Here is a 15,745-nt window from a genome sequence, read left to right on the forward strand (position 1 = left end):
AGAACTCGGGCGGGCGTTTCCCGGTGTGAAAGTTGTTCTGTCCGGGGGCAGTGATGTGGTCAAGGAACTGCCACACGGGCCCGCGTTGGTGGTCTCGACAGTGGGTGCGGAGCCGGTGATGACCGGCGGCTACGGCGCCGCGCTCTTGCTCGACGGCTGGGCACTGCTCGGCCGGCCCGATCTTCGCGCCGCCGAGGAAACACTCAGACGCTGGATGTCGGCTGCTGCCATGGTGATTCCGCTGTCCGAAGGCGGTGAAGTTGTGGTTGTCGCAGACTCGGGTATCCCGACGGTGCAGGCGTTGGTCCGATGGGATCCAGTGGGGCACGCACAGTCTCAATTCGAGGAGCGAGACGAGGTCGGCTTTCCTCCGGCCGTTCACATGGCTGCGATCGATGGTGGATCCGCGGCAATTGCGGAGTTGGTGGATTCAGCTGATCTGCCGGCAAGTGCTGTACTGCTCGGACCAGTGGAACTGCCTGCGGGGGAGAGGCTTCCGTATTCCGGTGAGGACGAGAGCGGTGTCGCGCCGGAGCGAATGCTGGTCCGCGTTCCACGCAAGGACGGTCGCGGCCTTGCGGACGCTCTGGCACATGCGAGGGCCGCGCGCAGTGCGCGGAAGTCTTCGGGTCCGGTCCGCATTCAGATCGACCCACGCCGCATCGGCTGAGTTTCGAGTTGTCGGAGGAATCCTTGCGCTACCCGATATGACGATATATCGTCGAACTATCAACGATAGTGATGGAGGTTCGACGATGGATGCAAGTTTCCCGAACGAGGGGATGTTCGGCCGGCGCGGTTTCTTCGGCGGTTTCGGCCGTGAGCAACGGCCACCATTTGTGATGTGGGTCCCGACGGACGACGGCGCGTCGGGCGATGGTCCCGGCGATCGAGACGGTGGACGACGCGGTCGACCGCACGAGCGGCCGGGCTTCGGTGACATGCCACGCAGAGGCCACCGGCGGGGGCGTTTCGGTCCAGACGGCGGACCCGGCCCCGGCTTCGGTCCGGGCGCTCAGTTCGGTCGCGGGCGAGGACGTGGCGGACGAGGTCGTCGAGGAGATGTGCGCGCTGCGATTCTGCTGTTGATCGCGGAAGAGCCGATGCACGGCTACGAATTGATTCAGCAGATCGTCGAGCGCAGCGGCGGCGTCTGGAAGCCGAGTCCGGGCTCCATTTATCCCGCGCTGTCCCAACTCGAGGACGAAGGACTGGTGATCATCGAAAAGGTTGCCGGCCGCAAGACCGCCAAGCTGACAGAAGAAGGCGTCGCGTACGTCGAGGAACATCGCGCCGATCTCGGGGCGCCGTGGGATGACGTTCGTCTCAGCGTAGGGGAGCCGGAGCAGGACCTTCGAGAACTGATCGGCCAGCTGATGGGCGCGGCCGGTCAAGTGGCTGCTGTAGGCACACCAGCGCAGGTCAAGGCCGCAGCCGACGTGCTTGTCGAGGCGCGCAAATCGCTCTACCGAGTGCTTGCCGGTGATGACGCCGATGAAGGCGGCAATTGAAACGTCGGATACCTACTGTTCGGTAGGGTATGCGCCTCGAAGTTTCTGGTGTTACGGTCAGCTCCCTCGTAGGATCAGAGCAGGAGCAGGAACAATGTCTGGCGTCAAACGGTCTGTGGGACTGACATTTTCGGTAGCAGTGGCGCTGCTGATCGGAGCACCGCCGGCTATATCGGGTGCCGCACCGACGCTTCCGTCTGCGAGTGCCGACGCGATGGACGTTCCTCTCGACGTCGGTCCGGGTCAGGCGACCCGTTCCGTTGCTACGGCATATGCGCATGCTCATCCAGCATCCGCACCTGCCGGATCGAACGATTTCGGCTGTGAGCCTTCCGCCACGCATCCCCGACCGGTTGTACTCGCCCACGGAACCGACACCGAGGCGTACGCGGATTGGGCGGCCCTGTCGCCGGCACTGGCAGCTGACGGCTACTGCGTCTTCGCCCTCAATTACGGCGGTGCGATCAAAGAAGTAGACGGGGACGTCGCACACGAGACCTACGGCGTCGGCGACATAGTCGGTAGTGCCACCGCGTTCGGTTCTTTCGTCGATCAGGTGCTGACCGCGACCGGAGCGGACAAGGTCGACGTGATCGGCTACTCCCAAGGCGCGACGGTGACGCGGTACTACGTCAACAAGATGGGCGGCGACGCCTACGTCGATCATTGGGTCGGTTTGGCTTCGCCGACCTACGGTGGGGTGATGTTCGGGTTGGTTCCCATTGTCCGTGCGATCCCCGGCGGAGAAGACTTTGTCGAAGACGTCTTTTCGCGAGCTGTCCGCGAGCAGATGCAAGGGTCGGATATGTTGAACGCCCTCAACGCCGGAGGCGACACCGTTCCCGGAGTGCGCTACACGACCATCGGGTCCACTGTCGACGAGATGATCCAGCCGTCCTCGAACATCGCGCTCCGCGATGCCGGTGCAGAAAACATCGTCCTCCAGGATCTGTGCCCGTCGAACCTGACCGGCCATTTCCGCATGCCGTACGACCCATACGTGATCGACGTCATCCGGACGGTCCTCGACCCCGATGCCGAGCGGCACGCTTCGTGCAGCGTGGTGCCGCTCGGCACGGATATTCCGCAAGTGGTCATCGACGCAAATTCGTGAGCTGCAACTTCGTGAGCTGCAACTTCGTGAGCTGCTAACTCGTGAGCACCGAGATCACGTGGGTCGGGATGTTTACTCGGCGAGCTTGGCAGTGGCCTGCGCCCACAGGAAGAACTTGTTCGTTCCGAGGTCGCGGACGGTCTTGATGTTGAACGCTGCCTTCAAATGTTCTGCGTCCGAATCGCTTACGCCGTTGAGTGCCGCGACCGGGGCGTCCGCCAATTCTTCGACGGACTTTCCTGCGTAGGCCTTGTCGAACTTACTGTCGATGCCTGCCATCTAAGTTCCTCCGTGTGATCGGTGTATCCCGTATCAGCCTCCGCCGAGTGGCGACGACAGAAACAGTCAATACCGAGGACCGGTGAATGTGCAGGGTTCTGATCAAAGAAATTGCTGAGAAAGTGGTTCGGTGTGGCGCGAGGTAGGTCGTAGCTCTCGCAGTCCTTAGACTGACAGTTCCACCCACCGACACATCCGGGAGCATTTTCGTGAGTTGCAGTCCACCGCGTTCGACAGGCCGATCGGCTGATCAGAGTCCGAAGAGCCCAACGAAACGGGAGAGCTGACATGCGCGTCGTGTTCGCCGGAACACCCGAACCCGCGGTTCCTTCACTGCGTCGGCTCATCGAATCCGCCAACCACGAAGTGGTAGCTGTCGTCACGCGTCCGGACGCTGTGGCGGGCCGCGGTCGAAAAGTCACCCGATCGCCGATCGGTCTGCTTGCCGACGAGCACGGCATCCCGGTGCTGACGCCGGCCAAGGCGTCCGATCCCGACTTCGCGGCCGAACTCGCCCGCCTCGAACCGGACTGTGCACCCGTCGTCGCCTACGGAAACCTGTTGCCACAGAACGTCCTCGACATTCCGAAATACGGTTGGGTCAATCTGCATTTCTCGTTGCTTCCCGCGTGGCGCGGCGCCGCGCCGGTGCAGGCCGCGATCAGTGCCGGTGACGAGGTGACGGGTGCGAGCGCGTTCCGTTTGGAAGCCGGCATGGATACCGGCCCCGTGTACGGAGTGATGACCGAGCGGATTCGCGACACCGATACGGCAGGCGACCTGCTCGGGCGTCTGGCGGAAAACGGCGCTGCCCTGCTCGAATCGGTACTCGACGGCCTGGAGGCCGGAGAGATCAACGCGGTTCCGCAGTCTGACGACGGCGTCTCGTACGCCCCCAAGGTGACGGTGGACGCGGCCCGCGTGCGATGGGAACTGCCCGCTCGCACGGTGGACCGGCACATCCGAGCCGTCACACCCGCACCCGGGGCCTGGACGATGATCGGTGATCTTCGAGTCAAGGTCGGCCCGGTCACCGTTACGGACGAGACCCTGGCAGTCGGTGAGATCTCGGTACGCAAGGATGGTCTGTACATCGGTACCGCGACCACCGCGGTGCGACTCGGGCAGATTCAGCCCCCGGGCAAGAAATTGATGTCGGCAGGGGACTGGGCACGCGGTGCCCGACTCGACGCGGAGGTACGAGCACAGTGACCGAATCACGACGACCGGCACGGCGGACACAGGGTCCCGGAGCCAAGAACGGCGGCGGCGCCAAGAACACCAAGCCGAAGCAGGCCAAGCGGCCTGATCCGGCAACCGCCGGGCTCGATCAACCGCGTCTGGCGGCGCGTGACGTCCTGCGCGCGGTCCGTGAGCGTGACGCGTACGCGAACCTGGTTCTGCCAGGGCTCCTGCGTGACCGCAAACTCGACGCACGCGACGCTGCGCTGGCAACCGAACTGGCGTACGGCGCGGCACGTGCTCAGGGACTGCTGGATGCGGTGATCGCCCATGCAGCGGGTCGGCCGATCGAAGAGATCGACGGAACGCTGCTCGATGTACTCCGACTCGGCTCGTACCAATTGCTGCGCACTCGTGTCGCACCGCACGCTGCCGTCGCAACCTCGGTCGATCTGGTCCGCGCCGAAAACGGCCAGGGCCGAGCAGGATTCGTCAATGCGGTCCTGCGCCGTGTTTCCGAACGCACCCAGGAGGAGTGGGTCGAGCTGCTGGCCCCGAAGGACCCGGTCGGCCGGCTCGCCTTCGAGCACGCTCACCCCCTGTGGATCGCGCAGGTATTTGCCGACTCGCTCGGCGCTGCTGCCGGTGAACTCGAAGACGTCCTGATCGCCGACGACGCCCGCCCTGCAGTACACCTCGTCGCCCGCCCCGGCGAGATCTCCGCCGAGGAGCTAGCACTGGTGACCGGCGGCGAGATCGGGCCGTACTCGCCGTACGCCGTGCATCTCGACGGCGGTGACCCCGGACAGCTCGAGGCGGTCCGCCAAGGCTTGGCGGGCGTGCAGGACGAGGGCAGTCAGCTGGTGGCCCGCGCCCTCAGCATTGCTCCTCTCGAAGGTGAAGACTCCGGACGCTGGCTCGATCTCTGCGCAGGTCCGGGCGGTAAGGCAGCGCTTCTCGGCGCTCTCGCCGGTATCGAAGGCGGGCGACTCGACGCCGTCGAGCCCGTCGAACATCGCGCCGAACTGATCCGCAAGACCACTCGCGAACTTCCCGTCGACGTACACGTGGCGGACGGCCGCGAATCCGGGCTCGAACCCGGATACGACCGCATCCTCGTCGACGCTCCCTGCACCGGGTTGGGTGCGCTGCGTCGGCGCCCGGAGGCACGTTGGCGTCGCCAGCCGTCCGATGTGGCTCCGCTCGTGAAGTTGCAGCGCGAATTGCTCGCTGCCGCAATCGAACTGGTTCGCCCCGGCGGAGTGGTGCTGTACTCCACGTGCTCGCCGCACTTGTCGGAAACGCTGGCAGTGGTCGCCGATGCAGTGCGACGTCACGGCGTCGTGGAACTCGACACCAAGGAATTGGTGCCAGGTGTCCCGGACGTCGGAGACGGATCGTCGGTTCAGTTGTGGCCGCATCGACACGGCACGGACGCTATGTTCATGGCCGCTTTGCGCAAGCCGCTGGCCTGATCGGATGACTTCTGGGCATCGGTAGTCGTATGGTGCCTACATGGTTACGTGGGAACAGGTTGTAGTACTGGGTTCGGCTCTTCCCTCCGTGGAAGAGTCGACCTCGTACAACACCCCGGCACTCAAGGTGGCAGGTAAGACTTTTGCACGGCTCCGCACCGAAGCGGAGGGCGCTTTGGTCGTGATGTGCGGTCTGGACGAGAAGGAGGCGCTACTCGCCAGTGGCGAGTCGGCTTTCTTCACCACCGATCACTATCACGGGCACGGCTCGATCCTGGTGCACCTCGAACTGATCGACGAGGTGCAGTTGGGTGAGATGCTCGAAGACGCGTGGCGGATCAAGGCACCGGCCAAGGTGCGAAAGCTCCACACCGTCGTCAAGAACTGATCTGATTGCACCGGCTCCGATGTGCATGCACGGTCGGCAATGAGACACAGCTAAACTCGGCGTCGTGGCTTCCCCGATGATTGCACCGTCCATTCTGTCCGCAGATTTTGCTCGACTCGCTGATGAAGCGACTGCCGTGTCCGGCTCCGACTGGCTTCACGTCGACGTGATGGACGCGCATTTCGTTCCCAATCTCACGCTGGGTCTGCCGGTGGTCGAGAGTCTGCTGAAGGCGACGGATATTCCGCTCGACTGCCATCTCATGATCGAGAATCCGGAGCGCTGGGCGCCGCCGTACGCCGAGGCCGGTGCGTACAACGTCACGTTTCACGCCGAGGCCACCGACGATCCGCGTTCGGTTGCCCGCGATATTCGTGCAGCTGGTGCCAAGGCGGGGCTGAGCATCAAGCCTGGAACCCCGATCGACGACTACCTGGAAATCCTCGAGGACTTCGACACCCTCTTGATCATGAGCGTCGAACCCGGATTCGGTGGTCAGTCCTTCATGCCTCAGGTGCTCGACAAGGCACGCGCAGTTCGAAAGCTCGTCGACTCGGGTGAGCTGACGCTCCTTGTCGAAATCGACGGCGGCATCAACGCTTCCACGATCGAGCAGGCCGCTGAAGCAGGGATCGACTGCTTCGTCGCCGGTTCGGCGGTGTACGGAGCGAGTGATCCCGGTGAGGCGGTGCGCAAGCTGCGCGCGCAGGCCGCCTCGGCGTCGCCGCACCTGACGCTGTCGGTCTGAGCCGCTCGATGGCAAAGGGTGGACAGGCGTCGACGGCTGATCTCGACGCCGCGATGCAGATCGCGCTGGCCGCAGCTGATTCCGCGCGCGGATTCACCAGCCCCAACCCACCGGTCGGCGCGGTCATCCTCGCTGCCGACGGAACCATCGCGGGCGTCGGTATGACGCAACCGCCCGGTGGACCGCACGCCGAGGTTGTAGCTCTCGACGAGGCCGGCGATGCGGCACGTGGCGGTACGGCCGTGGTGACACTGGAACCGTGCAATCACGGACTGCGAGCACCCGAGGTGGAAGCTGGTCCACTGCGGGCCTGGCTGCACAAACAGCGCACCGGTCGCCCGCACATCACGTGGAAGTACGCGGCCAGTCTGGACGGACGCAGCGCCGCCGAGGACGGAACGAGTCAGTGGATCACCGGTCCGCAGGCGAGGGCGCGCGTGCATGCGCAGCGAGCGCAGATCGATGCGATCGTGGTCGGTACCGGCACCGTGTTTGCCGACGATCCGTGGCTGACCGCACGTCAGCCCACCGGTGAGCTCGCGGCGCACCAGCCCGTTCGCGTCGTCGTCGGAAAGCGTGAAATACCCTCGACGGCAAGCATTCTCGACGACACCGCACCGACTCTGGTGCTCAACACCGACAACATCGACGAAGTAGTCGAGGCGTTGGGGGAGTACACGGACGTACTTCTCGAGGGTGGGCCCCGTCTGGCCGGAGCATTCCTTGCCGCCGGATATGTCGACGTCATAGAGGCATACATCGCTCCGATCCTGCTCGGCGCGGGCGCCTCCGCGCTCGTCGATGCCGGAGTGCACACCATCACCGACGCCCACCGATTCCGTTTGGAGTCCGCGGTAACGATCGGCCCCGATATTTTGTTGAGTCTGGTTCCGGAGAGTTCTGCTCCGGGGAACGAGGAGTAGGGCGCGTGTTCACAGGAATTGTGGAAGAACTCGGCGAAATTGTCGCCAAGGAAGAACTGGTCGATGCTGCACGTTTCACGGTGCGCGGGCCACTGGTCACCTCCGACGCCGGCCACGGTGATTCAATCGCGGTCAACGGAGTGTGCCTGACGGTGGTCGACGTGCTTGCCGACGGTTCGTTCACCGCAGATGTCATGCAGGAAACCCTGAACCGCTCGAGCCTGGCGAAATTGGATGTCGGCTCTCGCGTCAACCTCGAGCGTGCCGCGGCGCTGAACAGCCGACTCGGCGGCCACCTGGTTCAAGGGCATGTCGATGGAACAGGCCACGTCATTTCCCGCTCGCCGTCCGAGAACTGGGAGGTAGTGCGGATCGCACTGCCCGACTCCATTTCCCGTTACGTCGTGGAGAAGGGTTCGATCACCGTCGACGGAGTCTCGCTGACGGTCTCCGCGCTGGGCGGAGACCGCGGGTTCGAGTACTTCGAGATCTCGCTGATCCCGACAACGCTCGAGTTGACGACGCTCGGAACCGCTGTGGTCGGTACGCCGGTCAACCTCGAGGTGGACGTGATCGCGAAGTACGTCGAGCGGCTTCACTCTGCCGGTCGGTAGGACCAGGCTGATCGGACCCGTCCGATTGGTCGTAGGGTTGTCAGTGCATCCGTCGGATGCACTTGTTGTATTCGATGATGTGAAAAGTCAAGACTTTGGAGTGCGAGCACGTGACCAGGTTCGACAGTATCGAGCGCGCAGTAGCAGATATCGCTGCAGGTAAAGCTGTTGTCGTCGTGGACGACGAGGATCGCGAGAACGAGGGCGACCTCATCTTCGCCGCCGAGAAAGCCACCCCGGAACTGGTGGCGTTCATGGTCCGGTACACATCCGGCTACCTGTGCGTGCCGCTCGACGGTGACGATTGCGATCGGCTGGGCCTGCCCCCGATGTACGCCACCAACCAGGACAAGCACGGCACGGCGTACACCGTCACCGTCGACGCCCGTGAGGGAATCGGTACCGGCATCTCGGCGTCGGACCGCGCTGCGACGATGCGTCTGCTCGCCAACCCCGAATCCGGTGCCAACGATTTCACTCGCCCCGGTCACGTCGTTCCGCTCCGCGCGAAGGAAGGCGGAGTACTGCGTCGTCCTGGCCACACGGAAGCTGCAGTCGACCTCGCCCGCATGGCGGACCTGCGTCCTGCCGGCGTCATCTGCGAAATCGTCAGCCAGAAGGACGAAGGCGCGATGGCTCAGACCGACGAGTTGCGAGTCTTCGCCGACGAACACAACCTTGCTCTGATCTCGATCGCCGACCTCATCGCGTGGCGTCGCAAGCACGAGAAGCACGTGCTGCGTATCGCCGAGGCCCGCATCCCCACCCGCCACGGTGAGTTCACCGCTGTCGGCTACACGAGCATCTACGACGAGGTCGAGCACGTTGCGCTGGTGCGCGGCGACATCGCAGGCCCCGACGGCGACGGTAGCGACGTACTCGTCCGCGTTCACTCCGAGTGCCTCACCGGCGACGTCTTCGGTTCGCTGCGGTGCGATTGCGGCCCGCAGCTCGACGCCGCACTGGACATGGTCGCCCAGGAAGGCCGCGGCGTTGTTCTGTACATGCGCGGACACGAGGGTCGTGGCATCGGCCTCATGCACAAGCTGCAGGCCTACCAGCTCCAGGACGCCGGTTCCGACACCGTCGACGCCAATCTCGAACTCGGCCTACCGGCGGACGCCCGTGACTACGGCATCGGTGCCCAGATCCTCGTCGATCTGGGGATCTCGTCGATGCGTCTGCTGACCAACAACCCGGCCAAGCGTGTGGGTCTGGACGGCTACGGCCTGCAGATCACCGATCGTGTTCCGATGCCGCTGCGCGCGAATGCGGAGAACCTCACCTACCTGCGCACCAAGCGCGATCGGATGGGGCACGATCTGATCGGACTGGACGAGTACGAGGCGAACCAGAACACCGCACAGCCGGGAACCGCACTGTGAGCGGCGAAGGTCAGCCGCAGCTCGCGATCGCCGAGGCCAAGGATCTGAAGCTGGCGATCGTTGCCGGGCAGTGGCACGCGACGATCTCCGAGGCCCTGATCGCCGGCGCGCAGCGCGTCGCGCAGGAAGCACAGATCAAGGACGTGACACTGGTCCGTGTCGCCGGCGCGATCGAACTGCCGGTCGTTGCGCAGGCATTGGCGCGCACGCACGACGCCGTCGTCGCTCTCGGTGTTGTCATCCGCGGCGGCACGCCGCACTTCGAGTACGTGTGCGATGCGGTCACCGCGGGCCTCACACGCGTCTCGCTCGACGAAAGCACCCCCGTGGGGAACGGTGTCCTGACCACCGACACCGAGCAGCAGGCTCTTGACCGTTCGGGTCTGCCGGGTAGCGTCGAGGACAAGGGCGCACAGGCCTGCGCCGCCGCACTGGACACCGCAGTGACCCTGCGCCATCTCCGAGCACCATGGACCGAGGATTCGTTTCGATGAGTACACCCGGCGACAACGAGAACTGGGAACTGATTGCGTCACCGCGTAAGTCGACGCGATACGCGATCGGAGTTGCCGTCCTCCTGGTGATCGTTCACGTCACTCTGGCACTCCTGCTTCGCCAGGGGTCCACCGGCGTGTACTTCCGTGCCGCGGACCAGATCGCGATGGCAGGCATCGGCACCATTCTGGCTCTCGGTGTGCTGATGTTGACGCGGCCCCGGGTCAAGGTGGGCAAGCAGGGTATTGCCGTACGAAACATCCTGGGCGAGAAGATCGTCGACTGGGATCTGTTCGAGGGACTCTCGTTCCCCGACGGTGCCGCCTGGGCACGCATCGAATTGCCCGACGACGAGTACATGGCAGTGATGGCGATCCAGTCCAATGACCGCGAGTACGCCGTCGACACGGTCGGTAAGTTCCGCGAACTGGCCGACCGCTACGCACCGGTCGCGCACAAGAGCAACTGACGTCTTCCGACCGGTTCGGTGCCCGCATCCTGCGCGTTTCCGAGTCGGTCGGTGGCGGCGACTAACCTGAAACCGTGCCGGATCCCTCGACTTACCGCCCCGCTACCGGAACCATTCCGGCTGCGCCGGGCGTCTACAAATTTCGCGATCCGCATGGTCGGGTCATTTACGTCGGAAAGGCGAAAAGCCTCCGTTCACGTTTGAACTCGTACTTCGCGGACGTCACGACACTTCATCCCCGTACTCGGCAGATGGTGACCACCGCCGGCAGCGTCGAGTGGACCGTCGTCAGTACCGAAGTCGAAGCGCTTCAGCTCGAGTACAACTGGATCAAGGAATTCGATCCGCGGTTCAACGTCCGGTACCGCGACGACAAGACGTATCCGGTTCTCGCCGTGACGCTCAACGAAGAGTTCCCGCGCTTGTTCGTCTACCGCGGTCCGCGGCGCAAGGGTGTCCGGTACTTCGGTCCCTACTCCCATGCCTGGGCGATCCGCGAAACTCTCGATCTGCTGCTACGAGTCTTTCCCGCACGAACGTGCTCGTCCGGAGTCTTCAAACGGCACAACCAGATCGGTCGTCCGTGTCTGCTCGGCTACATCGACAAGTGCTCGGCGCCCTGCGTCGGGCGAGTCAGCGCCGAGGAGCATCGTCAGATCGTCGAAGATTTCTGCGACTTCCTCGCCGGCCGCACGGACAAGTTGGTCAAAGATCTCGAAAAGCGCATGCAGCAGGCTTCCGAGGATCTCGACTTCGAGACCGCAGCCCGTCTGCGTGACGATATCGGGGCTTTGCGCAAGGCGCTCGAGAAGCAGGCCGTCGTACTCGGTGACGGCACCGACGCCGATCTCGTCGCCTTTGCCACCGATGATCTCGAAGCCGCCGTTCAGGTGTTCCACGTGCGGGGCGGACGCGTGCGGGGTCAGCGTGGATGGGTCGTGGAGAAGGCAGGCGACGCCATCGACTGGGCCGCACTCGACGCCGAGTCCGACCTGCCGATCCTGGTCGAGCAGTTCCTCACCCAGTTCTACGGTGAGCAGGCGGCCCTCGACCCGGGAGCGGGTTCCGAGGCCGGGATCAGCGCAGTTCCCAAGGAAGTTCTGGTGCCGGTTCTGCCGGCAAACGCGACCGAGATCCAGGCGTGGCTGAGCAAGCTTCGGGGATCGCAAGTGCAACTGCGGGTTCCGCAACGCGGCGACAAGAAAGACCTCGCCGAAACAGTCCAGCGAAACGCGAAAGAGGCTCTGGCGCAGCACAAGCTCAAGCGCGCCGGCGATTTCACTTCGCGTTCCGCGGCGCTGCAGGGCATCCAGGAAGCACTGGACCTGGACTCGGCTCCGCTACGAATCGAATGCATCGACATCAGTCACGTCCAGGGAACCGACGTCGTGGCGTCACTGGTCGTGTTCGAGGACGGGCTCCCGCGTAAGTCGGACTACCGCCATTACGCGATCAAGGAAGCTGCCGGCGACGGTCATTCCGACGACGTCGCGAGTATCGCGGAGATCACGCGTCGGCGGTTCCTGCGCCACAACCGCGACCTGGGCGTCCTCGCGGCGTCGGCGTCGACCATGGACTCGGACGGTGGTGATCTGGCTCCCGAAGCGGCGATCGACCCGGCGACGGGCCGGCCTCGGCGGTTCGCGTATCCGCCCAATCTGTTTGTCGTGGACGGCGGCGCCCCTCAGGTCACGGCGGCAGCGGCGGTCCTCGACGAACTGGGGGTGACCGACGTCGCGGTAGTCGGGTTGGCCAAAAGACTCGAAGAGGTATGGGTACCGGGGGAAGAAGATCCGGTCATCCTCCCTCGGACGAGCGAGTCGTTGTACCTACTGCAGCGCATCCGAGACGAAGCCCACCGCTTCGCGATCACGTTCCATCGCAGCAAACGCTCGAGGCGGATGACGGCTTCGGCTCTGGATTCGGTCAAGGGGCTCGGTGAAACTCGTCGAACCGCTCTGGTGGCTCACTTCGGTTCCGTGGCGAAGCTGAAAACGGCAACGGTCGAGGAGATCATGCAGGTCCCCGGTATCGGTGAGACCACCGCCACAGCAGTTCTGGCCGCACTCGGCACGGATTCGGCTGCAGCCGACGCGGGTGCTGAAGCTCGAGCGCTGCCAGCCGCGGTAGGGGATGATGAGCTGGACACGGAATCCGAATCGTCTGTTACGTCTGCTGACGCGCCCAGCGCCGAATCCGGTAGCGGTGACGAAGGCTCCGAGTCGCGAGAATTGTCCATGCCGACGACGGGGCCGAGTGCACAGTGACTACCGACAGCGCCAAAGACAGTCGAACGATGGATTTCCTGCTGGTGACGGGATTGTCCGGAGCAGGTTTGAGTACCGCTGCCAAGGTGCTCGAAGACCTCGGCTGGTATGTCGCGGACAATTTGCCACCTGAGCTCATTTCCCGAATGGTCGGTCTGAGCCTGACCTCCGACCCGCCGGTCGATCGTCTCGCCGTCGTGATCGACGTGCGGAGTCGACTCTTCACCGGCGATCTCGGGTGGGTGCTCACCGAACTCGAGGCGGAACCGATCCATACTCGGGTGCTGTACCTCGAAGCGTCGGACGACGTGTTGATCCGACGGTTCGAACAGGTGCGCCGCAGTCATCCGTTGCAGAACGACGGCATCGACGGCACGTTGTCCGAAGGGATCGCAGCCGAGCGTCGGCAGTTGGCCGTGGTGAAGGCGGCCGCCGATCTGGTCATCGACACGTCGGCGCTGAAGGCGCATCAGCTGCGTCAGAAGATCGAAACGGCGTTCGGGAACGATGCCAACCGCACGATGAAGGTGACGGTCCAGTCGTTCGGATTCAAGTACGGCCTGCCGATGGACGCCGATCTCGTCTGTGACGTTCGTTTCCTGCCCAATCCCCACTGGATCCCTGAACTTCGCCCGCACACCGGTCAGGATGCCGACGTCCGCGACTACGTGTTGTCCCGCGAGGGCGCGGAAGACTATCTCGACACCTACCGACATCTGGTGGATTTGACGATCGCCGGATATCGACGAGAAGGAAAGCGCTACATGACAATTGCGGTCGGGTGCACCGGCGGTAAGCACCGAAGCGTGGCCATGTCCGAAGCTCTCGCGAGGCGTTTGGGTTCCGAGGACGACATCTCGGTCAGCATCGTGCACCGGGATCTGGGGCGCGAATGAGTGAACCGACACATCGCTCGCGGGAGACAACCGAGGGGCCGGCCATCGTCGCGCTCGGCGGCGGGCACGGATTGTTCGCCACGCTCCAGGCCGTCAGACGCTTGACGGTCGACGTCACCGCCGTGGTCACGGTCGCCGACGACGGTGGTTCGTCGGGCCGGCTGCGCGCCGAACTCGGCGTCATCCCGCCTGGAGACCTCCGGATGGCGCTGGCAGCTCTCGCGTCGGACGAACCCGAGATAGTCGACTGGACTCGGACCATTCAGCATCGCTTCGGCGGTGTCGGCGCACTTGCCGGGCACTCGGTGGGCAATCTCATCCTGGCCGGACTGACCGAGGTGCTCGGCGATCCGGTCGTCGCGCTCGACGAGATGGCGCGACTGCTGCGAATCCGTGGCCGTGTGCTGCCGATGTCGCCGATCGCGCTCGAGATCGAAGCCGACGTTCAGGGACTCGAAGAGGACCCCCGCGTCAGCCGCTGCATTCGTGGACAGGTTGCCGTCGCGACCACCCCGGGCAAGGTTCGGCGTGTGAGACTGCTCCCGTCCAATCCGCCCGCGTGCCCCGATGCCGTGACTGCGATCGATCGTGCCGATCTCGTGGTTCTCGGCCCGGGATCGTGGTTCTCGAGCGTGATCCCACACGTCCTGGTACCCGAACTCGTCGAATCACTGTCGTCGACGAACGCTCGAAAGGTGCTGGTGCTCAATCTCGCACCCGAGCCGGGGGAGACCGCCGGATTCTCCGCAGAGCGTCACCTGCACGTACTCTCCCAACACGTGCCCGATTTCCGGGTCGACTACGTGGTGGTCGACTCGGCGTCGGTACCGGCCGGGCGTGAACGTGAACATCTGCAGCGTGCGGCGGATCAATTTTCAGCCGAAGTCAGGTACGCGGATGTCGCGGACACCTCACCGGGCGCAGCGCATGTACACGATCCGGCAAAACTGGCCGATGTACTGGCTGAACTGTCGAGCAGTGCGGCAGTAGGGGATTCGACACAGTCTTCCCTGCAAGAACAGCAATCCGAAGAACAGAGGGAGAACGCTTCGTGGCAATGACAGCGGAGGTCAAGGACGAACTGAGCCGGTTAGTGGTGACTCAGGTCAGCTGCCGCAAGGCAGAGGTCTCCGCGTTGCTGCGCTTTGCCGGTGGGCTCCACATCGTCGGCGGCCGGGTGGTCGTCGAAGCAGAGGTGGATCTGGGCTCCACGGCGCGACGTCTGCGCCGGGAGATATTCGACCTGTTCACCTACAGTGCCGACGTGCACGTACTCAGCGCGGGCGGGCTTCGAAAATCCGCTCGTTACATCGTGCGTGTAGCGAAGGAGGGTGAGGCCCTCGCGCGCCAGACGGGACTGCTCGATCTTCGCGGGCGCCCGGTTCGCGGCTTGCCTGCGCAAGTCGTCGGCGGAAGTGTCGGCGACGCCGAAGCAGCGTGGCGCGGTGCGTTCCTCGCGCACGGTTCCCTGACCGAACCCGGCCGTTCGTCGGCGCTCGAAGTGAGCTGCCCGGGCCAGGACACACGTCTGGTGTGGGAGGAGAGGCGGATGCGACGCGAGGTCCGCGCCACCGCCAATCGTCTCGCCAATTTCGACGACGCAAACCTGCGACGCTCTGCTCGCGCTGCCGTTGCGGCTGCTGCGCGCGTCGAGCGTGCGTTGGAGATCCTCGGTGAGGACGTGCCCGATCACCTCGCGGCGGCGGGTGCACTGCGCGTCGAGCATCGGCAGGCGTCCCTCGAAGAACTCGGCCAGTTGGCCGACCCGCCGATGACCAAGGACGCCGTTGCCGGACGTATCCGTCGCCTGCTGTCCATGGCTGATCGCAAGGCCAAGGAAACGGGCATACCCGACACCGAATCCGCAGTGAATGTGGAGCTACTCGAAGAGGGGTGACCTGCCCTCCGTCAGGGTGGGCTGCGCACGTTCGGGCCACGCGCATTAGGGTATGAGTCACATCGACCGATGAACCCCACGTCCGCGTCGTGCACACACGGA

At 64.3% G+C, this 15,745-nt stretch carries 16 protein-coding genes and 1 pseudogene; 16 read left to right on the plus strand and 1 reads right to left on the minus strand.

The annotated features are described in order from the left end of the window. From YH3_RS36925 to YH3_RS29420, 3 genes and pseudogenes are all read left to right on the plus strand, one after another. Nucleotides 1-670 (plus strand): annotated as a pseudogene (locus tag YH3_RS36925) (primosome assembly protein PriA); the annotation flags it as partial. A gap of 172 nt (nt 671-842) precedes the next feature. Further along, on the plus strand, nt 843-1,511 hold the full coding sequence (locus tag YH3_RS29415) for a PadR family transcriptional regulator (RefSeq protein WP_370852745.1): 669 nt from the start codon (nt 843-845) through the stop codon (nt 1,509-1,511). A gap of 94 nt (nt 1,512-1,605) precedes the next feature. Continuing rightward, the gene (locus YH3_RS29420) at nt 1,606-2,625 is read left to right on the plus strand and encodes a triacylglycerol lipase (RefSeq protein WP_030536419.1); all 1,020 of its coding nucleotides are present in this window, start codon (nt 1,606-1,608) and stop codon (nt 2,623-2,625) included. Nucleotides 2,626-2,697: 72 nt separating this feature from the next. Here YH3_RS29420 and YH3_RS29425 read toward each other — a convergent pair whose 3' ends face one another. Continuing rightward, nucleotides 2,698-2,904, minus strand: a complete 207-nt coding sequence (locus tag YH3_RS29425) for a hypothetical protein (RefSeq protein ID WP_003944900.1) — start codon at nt 2,902-2,904, stop codon at nt 2,698-2,700. Between the two features lie 288 nt (nt 2,905-3,192). Between YH3_RS29425 and fmt the strand changes: the two genes are divergently transcribed. From fmt to whiA, 13 genes are all read left to right on the plus strand, one after another. Beyond that, nucleotides 3,193-4,116, plus strand: a complete 924-nt coding sequence (gene fmt, locus YH3_RS29430) for a methionyl-tRNA formyltransferase (protein WP_030536418.1) — start codon at nt 3,193-3,195, stop codon at nt 4,114-4,116. Beyond that, complete coding sequence (locus YH3_RS29435) at nt 4,113-5,561, plus strand: RsmB/NOP family class I SAM-dependent RNA methyltransferase (protein WP_003944903.1); 1,449 nt, start codon at nt 4,113-4,115, stop codon at nt 5,559-5,561. Before fmt ends, YH3_RS29435 begins: the two co-directional genes overlap by 4 nt. A 40-nt stretch (nt 5,562-5,601) precedes the next feature. After that, nucleotides 5,602-5,949, plus strand: a complete 348-nt coding sequence (locus YH3_RS29440; RefSeq protein ID WP_064075326.1) for an MmcQ/YjbR family DNA-binding protein — start codon at nt 5,602-5,604, stop codon at nt 5,947-5,949. Between the two features lie 64 nt (nt 5,950-6,013). Then, entirely contained in the window at nt 6,014-6,697 is a 684-nt protein-coding gene (gene rpe / locus YH3_RS29445; RefSeq protein ID WP_030536417.1) for a ribulose-phosphate 3-epimerase, read from the plus strand. An 8-nt stretch (nt 6,698-6,705) separates the two neighbouring features. Beyond that, nucleotides 6,706-7,620 carry a dihydrofolate reductase family protein gene (locus YH3_RS29450; RefSeq protein ID WP_154100374.1) on the plus strand — a complete coding sequence of 305 codons (915 nt, stop codon included), beginning with the start codon at nt 6,706-6,708 and terminating at the stop codon, nt 7,618-7,620. Between the two features lie 5 nt (nt 7,621-7,625). Further along, nucleotides 7,626-8,234, plus strand: a complete 609-nt coding sequence (locus YH3_RS29455; protein ID WP_003944892.1) for a riboflavin synthase — start codon at nt 7,626-7,628, stop codon at nt 8,232-8,234. A 110-nt stretch (nt 8,235-8,344) separates the two neighbouring features. Next, nucleotides 8,345-9,619: a bifunctional 3,4-dihydroxy-2-butanone-4-phosphate synthase/GTP cyclohydrolase II gene (locus YH3_RS29460; RefSeq protein WP_003944833.1), complete on the plus strand. Its 1,275-nt coding sequence runs from the start codon at nt 8,345-8,347 to the stop codon at nt 9,617-9,619. Then, complete coding sequence (gene ribH, locus YH3_RS29465) at nt 9,616-10,113, plus strand: 6,7-dimethyl-8-ribityllumazine synthase (RefSeq protein ID WP_003944999.1); 498 nt, start codon at nt 9,616-9,618, stop codon at nt 10,111-10,113. The genes YH3_RS29460 and ribH overlap by 4 nt, the downstream gene beginning before the upstream one ends. After that, on the plus strand, nt 10,110-10,583 hold the full coding sequence (locus YH3_RS29470) for a PH domain-containing protein (RefSeq protein ID WP_003944987.1): 474 nt from the start codon (nt 10,110-10,112) through the stop codon (nt 10,581-10,583). Before ribH ends, YH3_RS29470 begins: the two co-directional genes overlap by 4 nt. 74 nt (nt 10,584-10,657) lie before the next feature. Continuing rightward, nucleotides 10,658-12,850 (plus strand): excinuclease ABC subunit UvrC, encoded by a 2,193-nt coding sequence (gene uvrC, locus YH3_RS29475; RefSeq protein ID WP_003944805.1) that lies wholly within the window; start codon nt 10,658-10,660, stop codon nt 12,848-12,850. Continuing rightward, a complete protein-coding gene (gene rapZ, locus YH3_RS29480) occupies nt 12,847-13,746 on the plus strand; it encodes an RNase adapter RapZ (protein WP_003944872.1) in 900 nt (299 codons plus the stop codon). Before uvrC ends, rapZ begins: the two co-directional genes overlap by 4 nt. Next, nucleotides 13,743-14,807: a uridine diphosphate-N-acetylglucosamine-binding protein YvcK gene (yvcK, locus tag YH3_RS29485; RefSeq protein WP_047270386.1), complete on the plus strand. Its 1,065-nt coding sequence runs from the start codon at nt 13,743-13,745 to the stop codon at nt 14,805-14,807. The genes rapZ and yvcK overlap by 4 nt, the downstream gene beginning before the upstream one ends. Further along, entirely contained in the window at nt 14,798-15,643 is an 846-nt protein-coding gene (gene whiA / locus YH3_RS29490) for a DNA-binding protein WhiA (RefSeq protein WP_064444583.1), read from the plus strand. Before yvcK ends, whiA begins: the two co-directional genes overlap by 10 nt. Nucleotides 15,644-15,745: the final 102 nt, after the last annotated feature.

This window comes from Rhodococcus sp. YH3-3 (assembly GCF_001653035.1).
Lineage (GTDB): Bacteria > Actinomycetota > Actinomycetes > Mycobacteriales > Mycobacteriaceae > Rhodococcus_F > Rhodococcus_F qingshengii.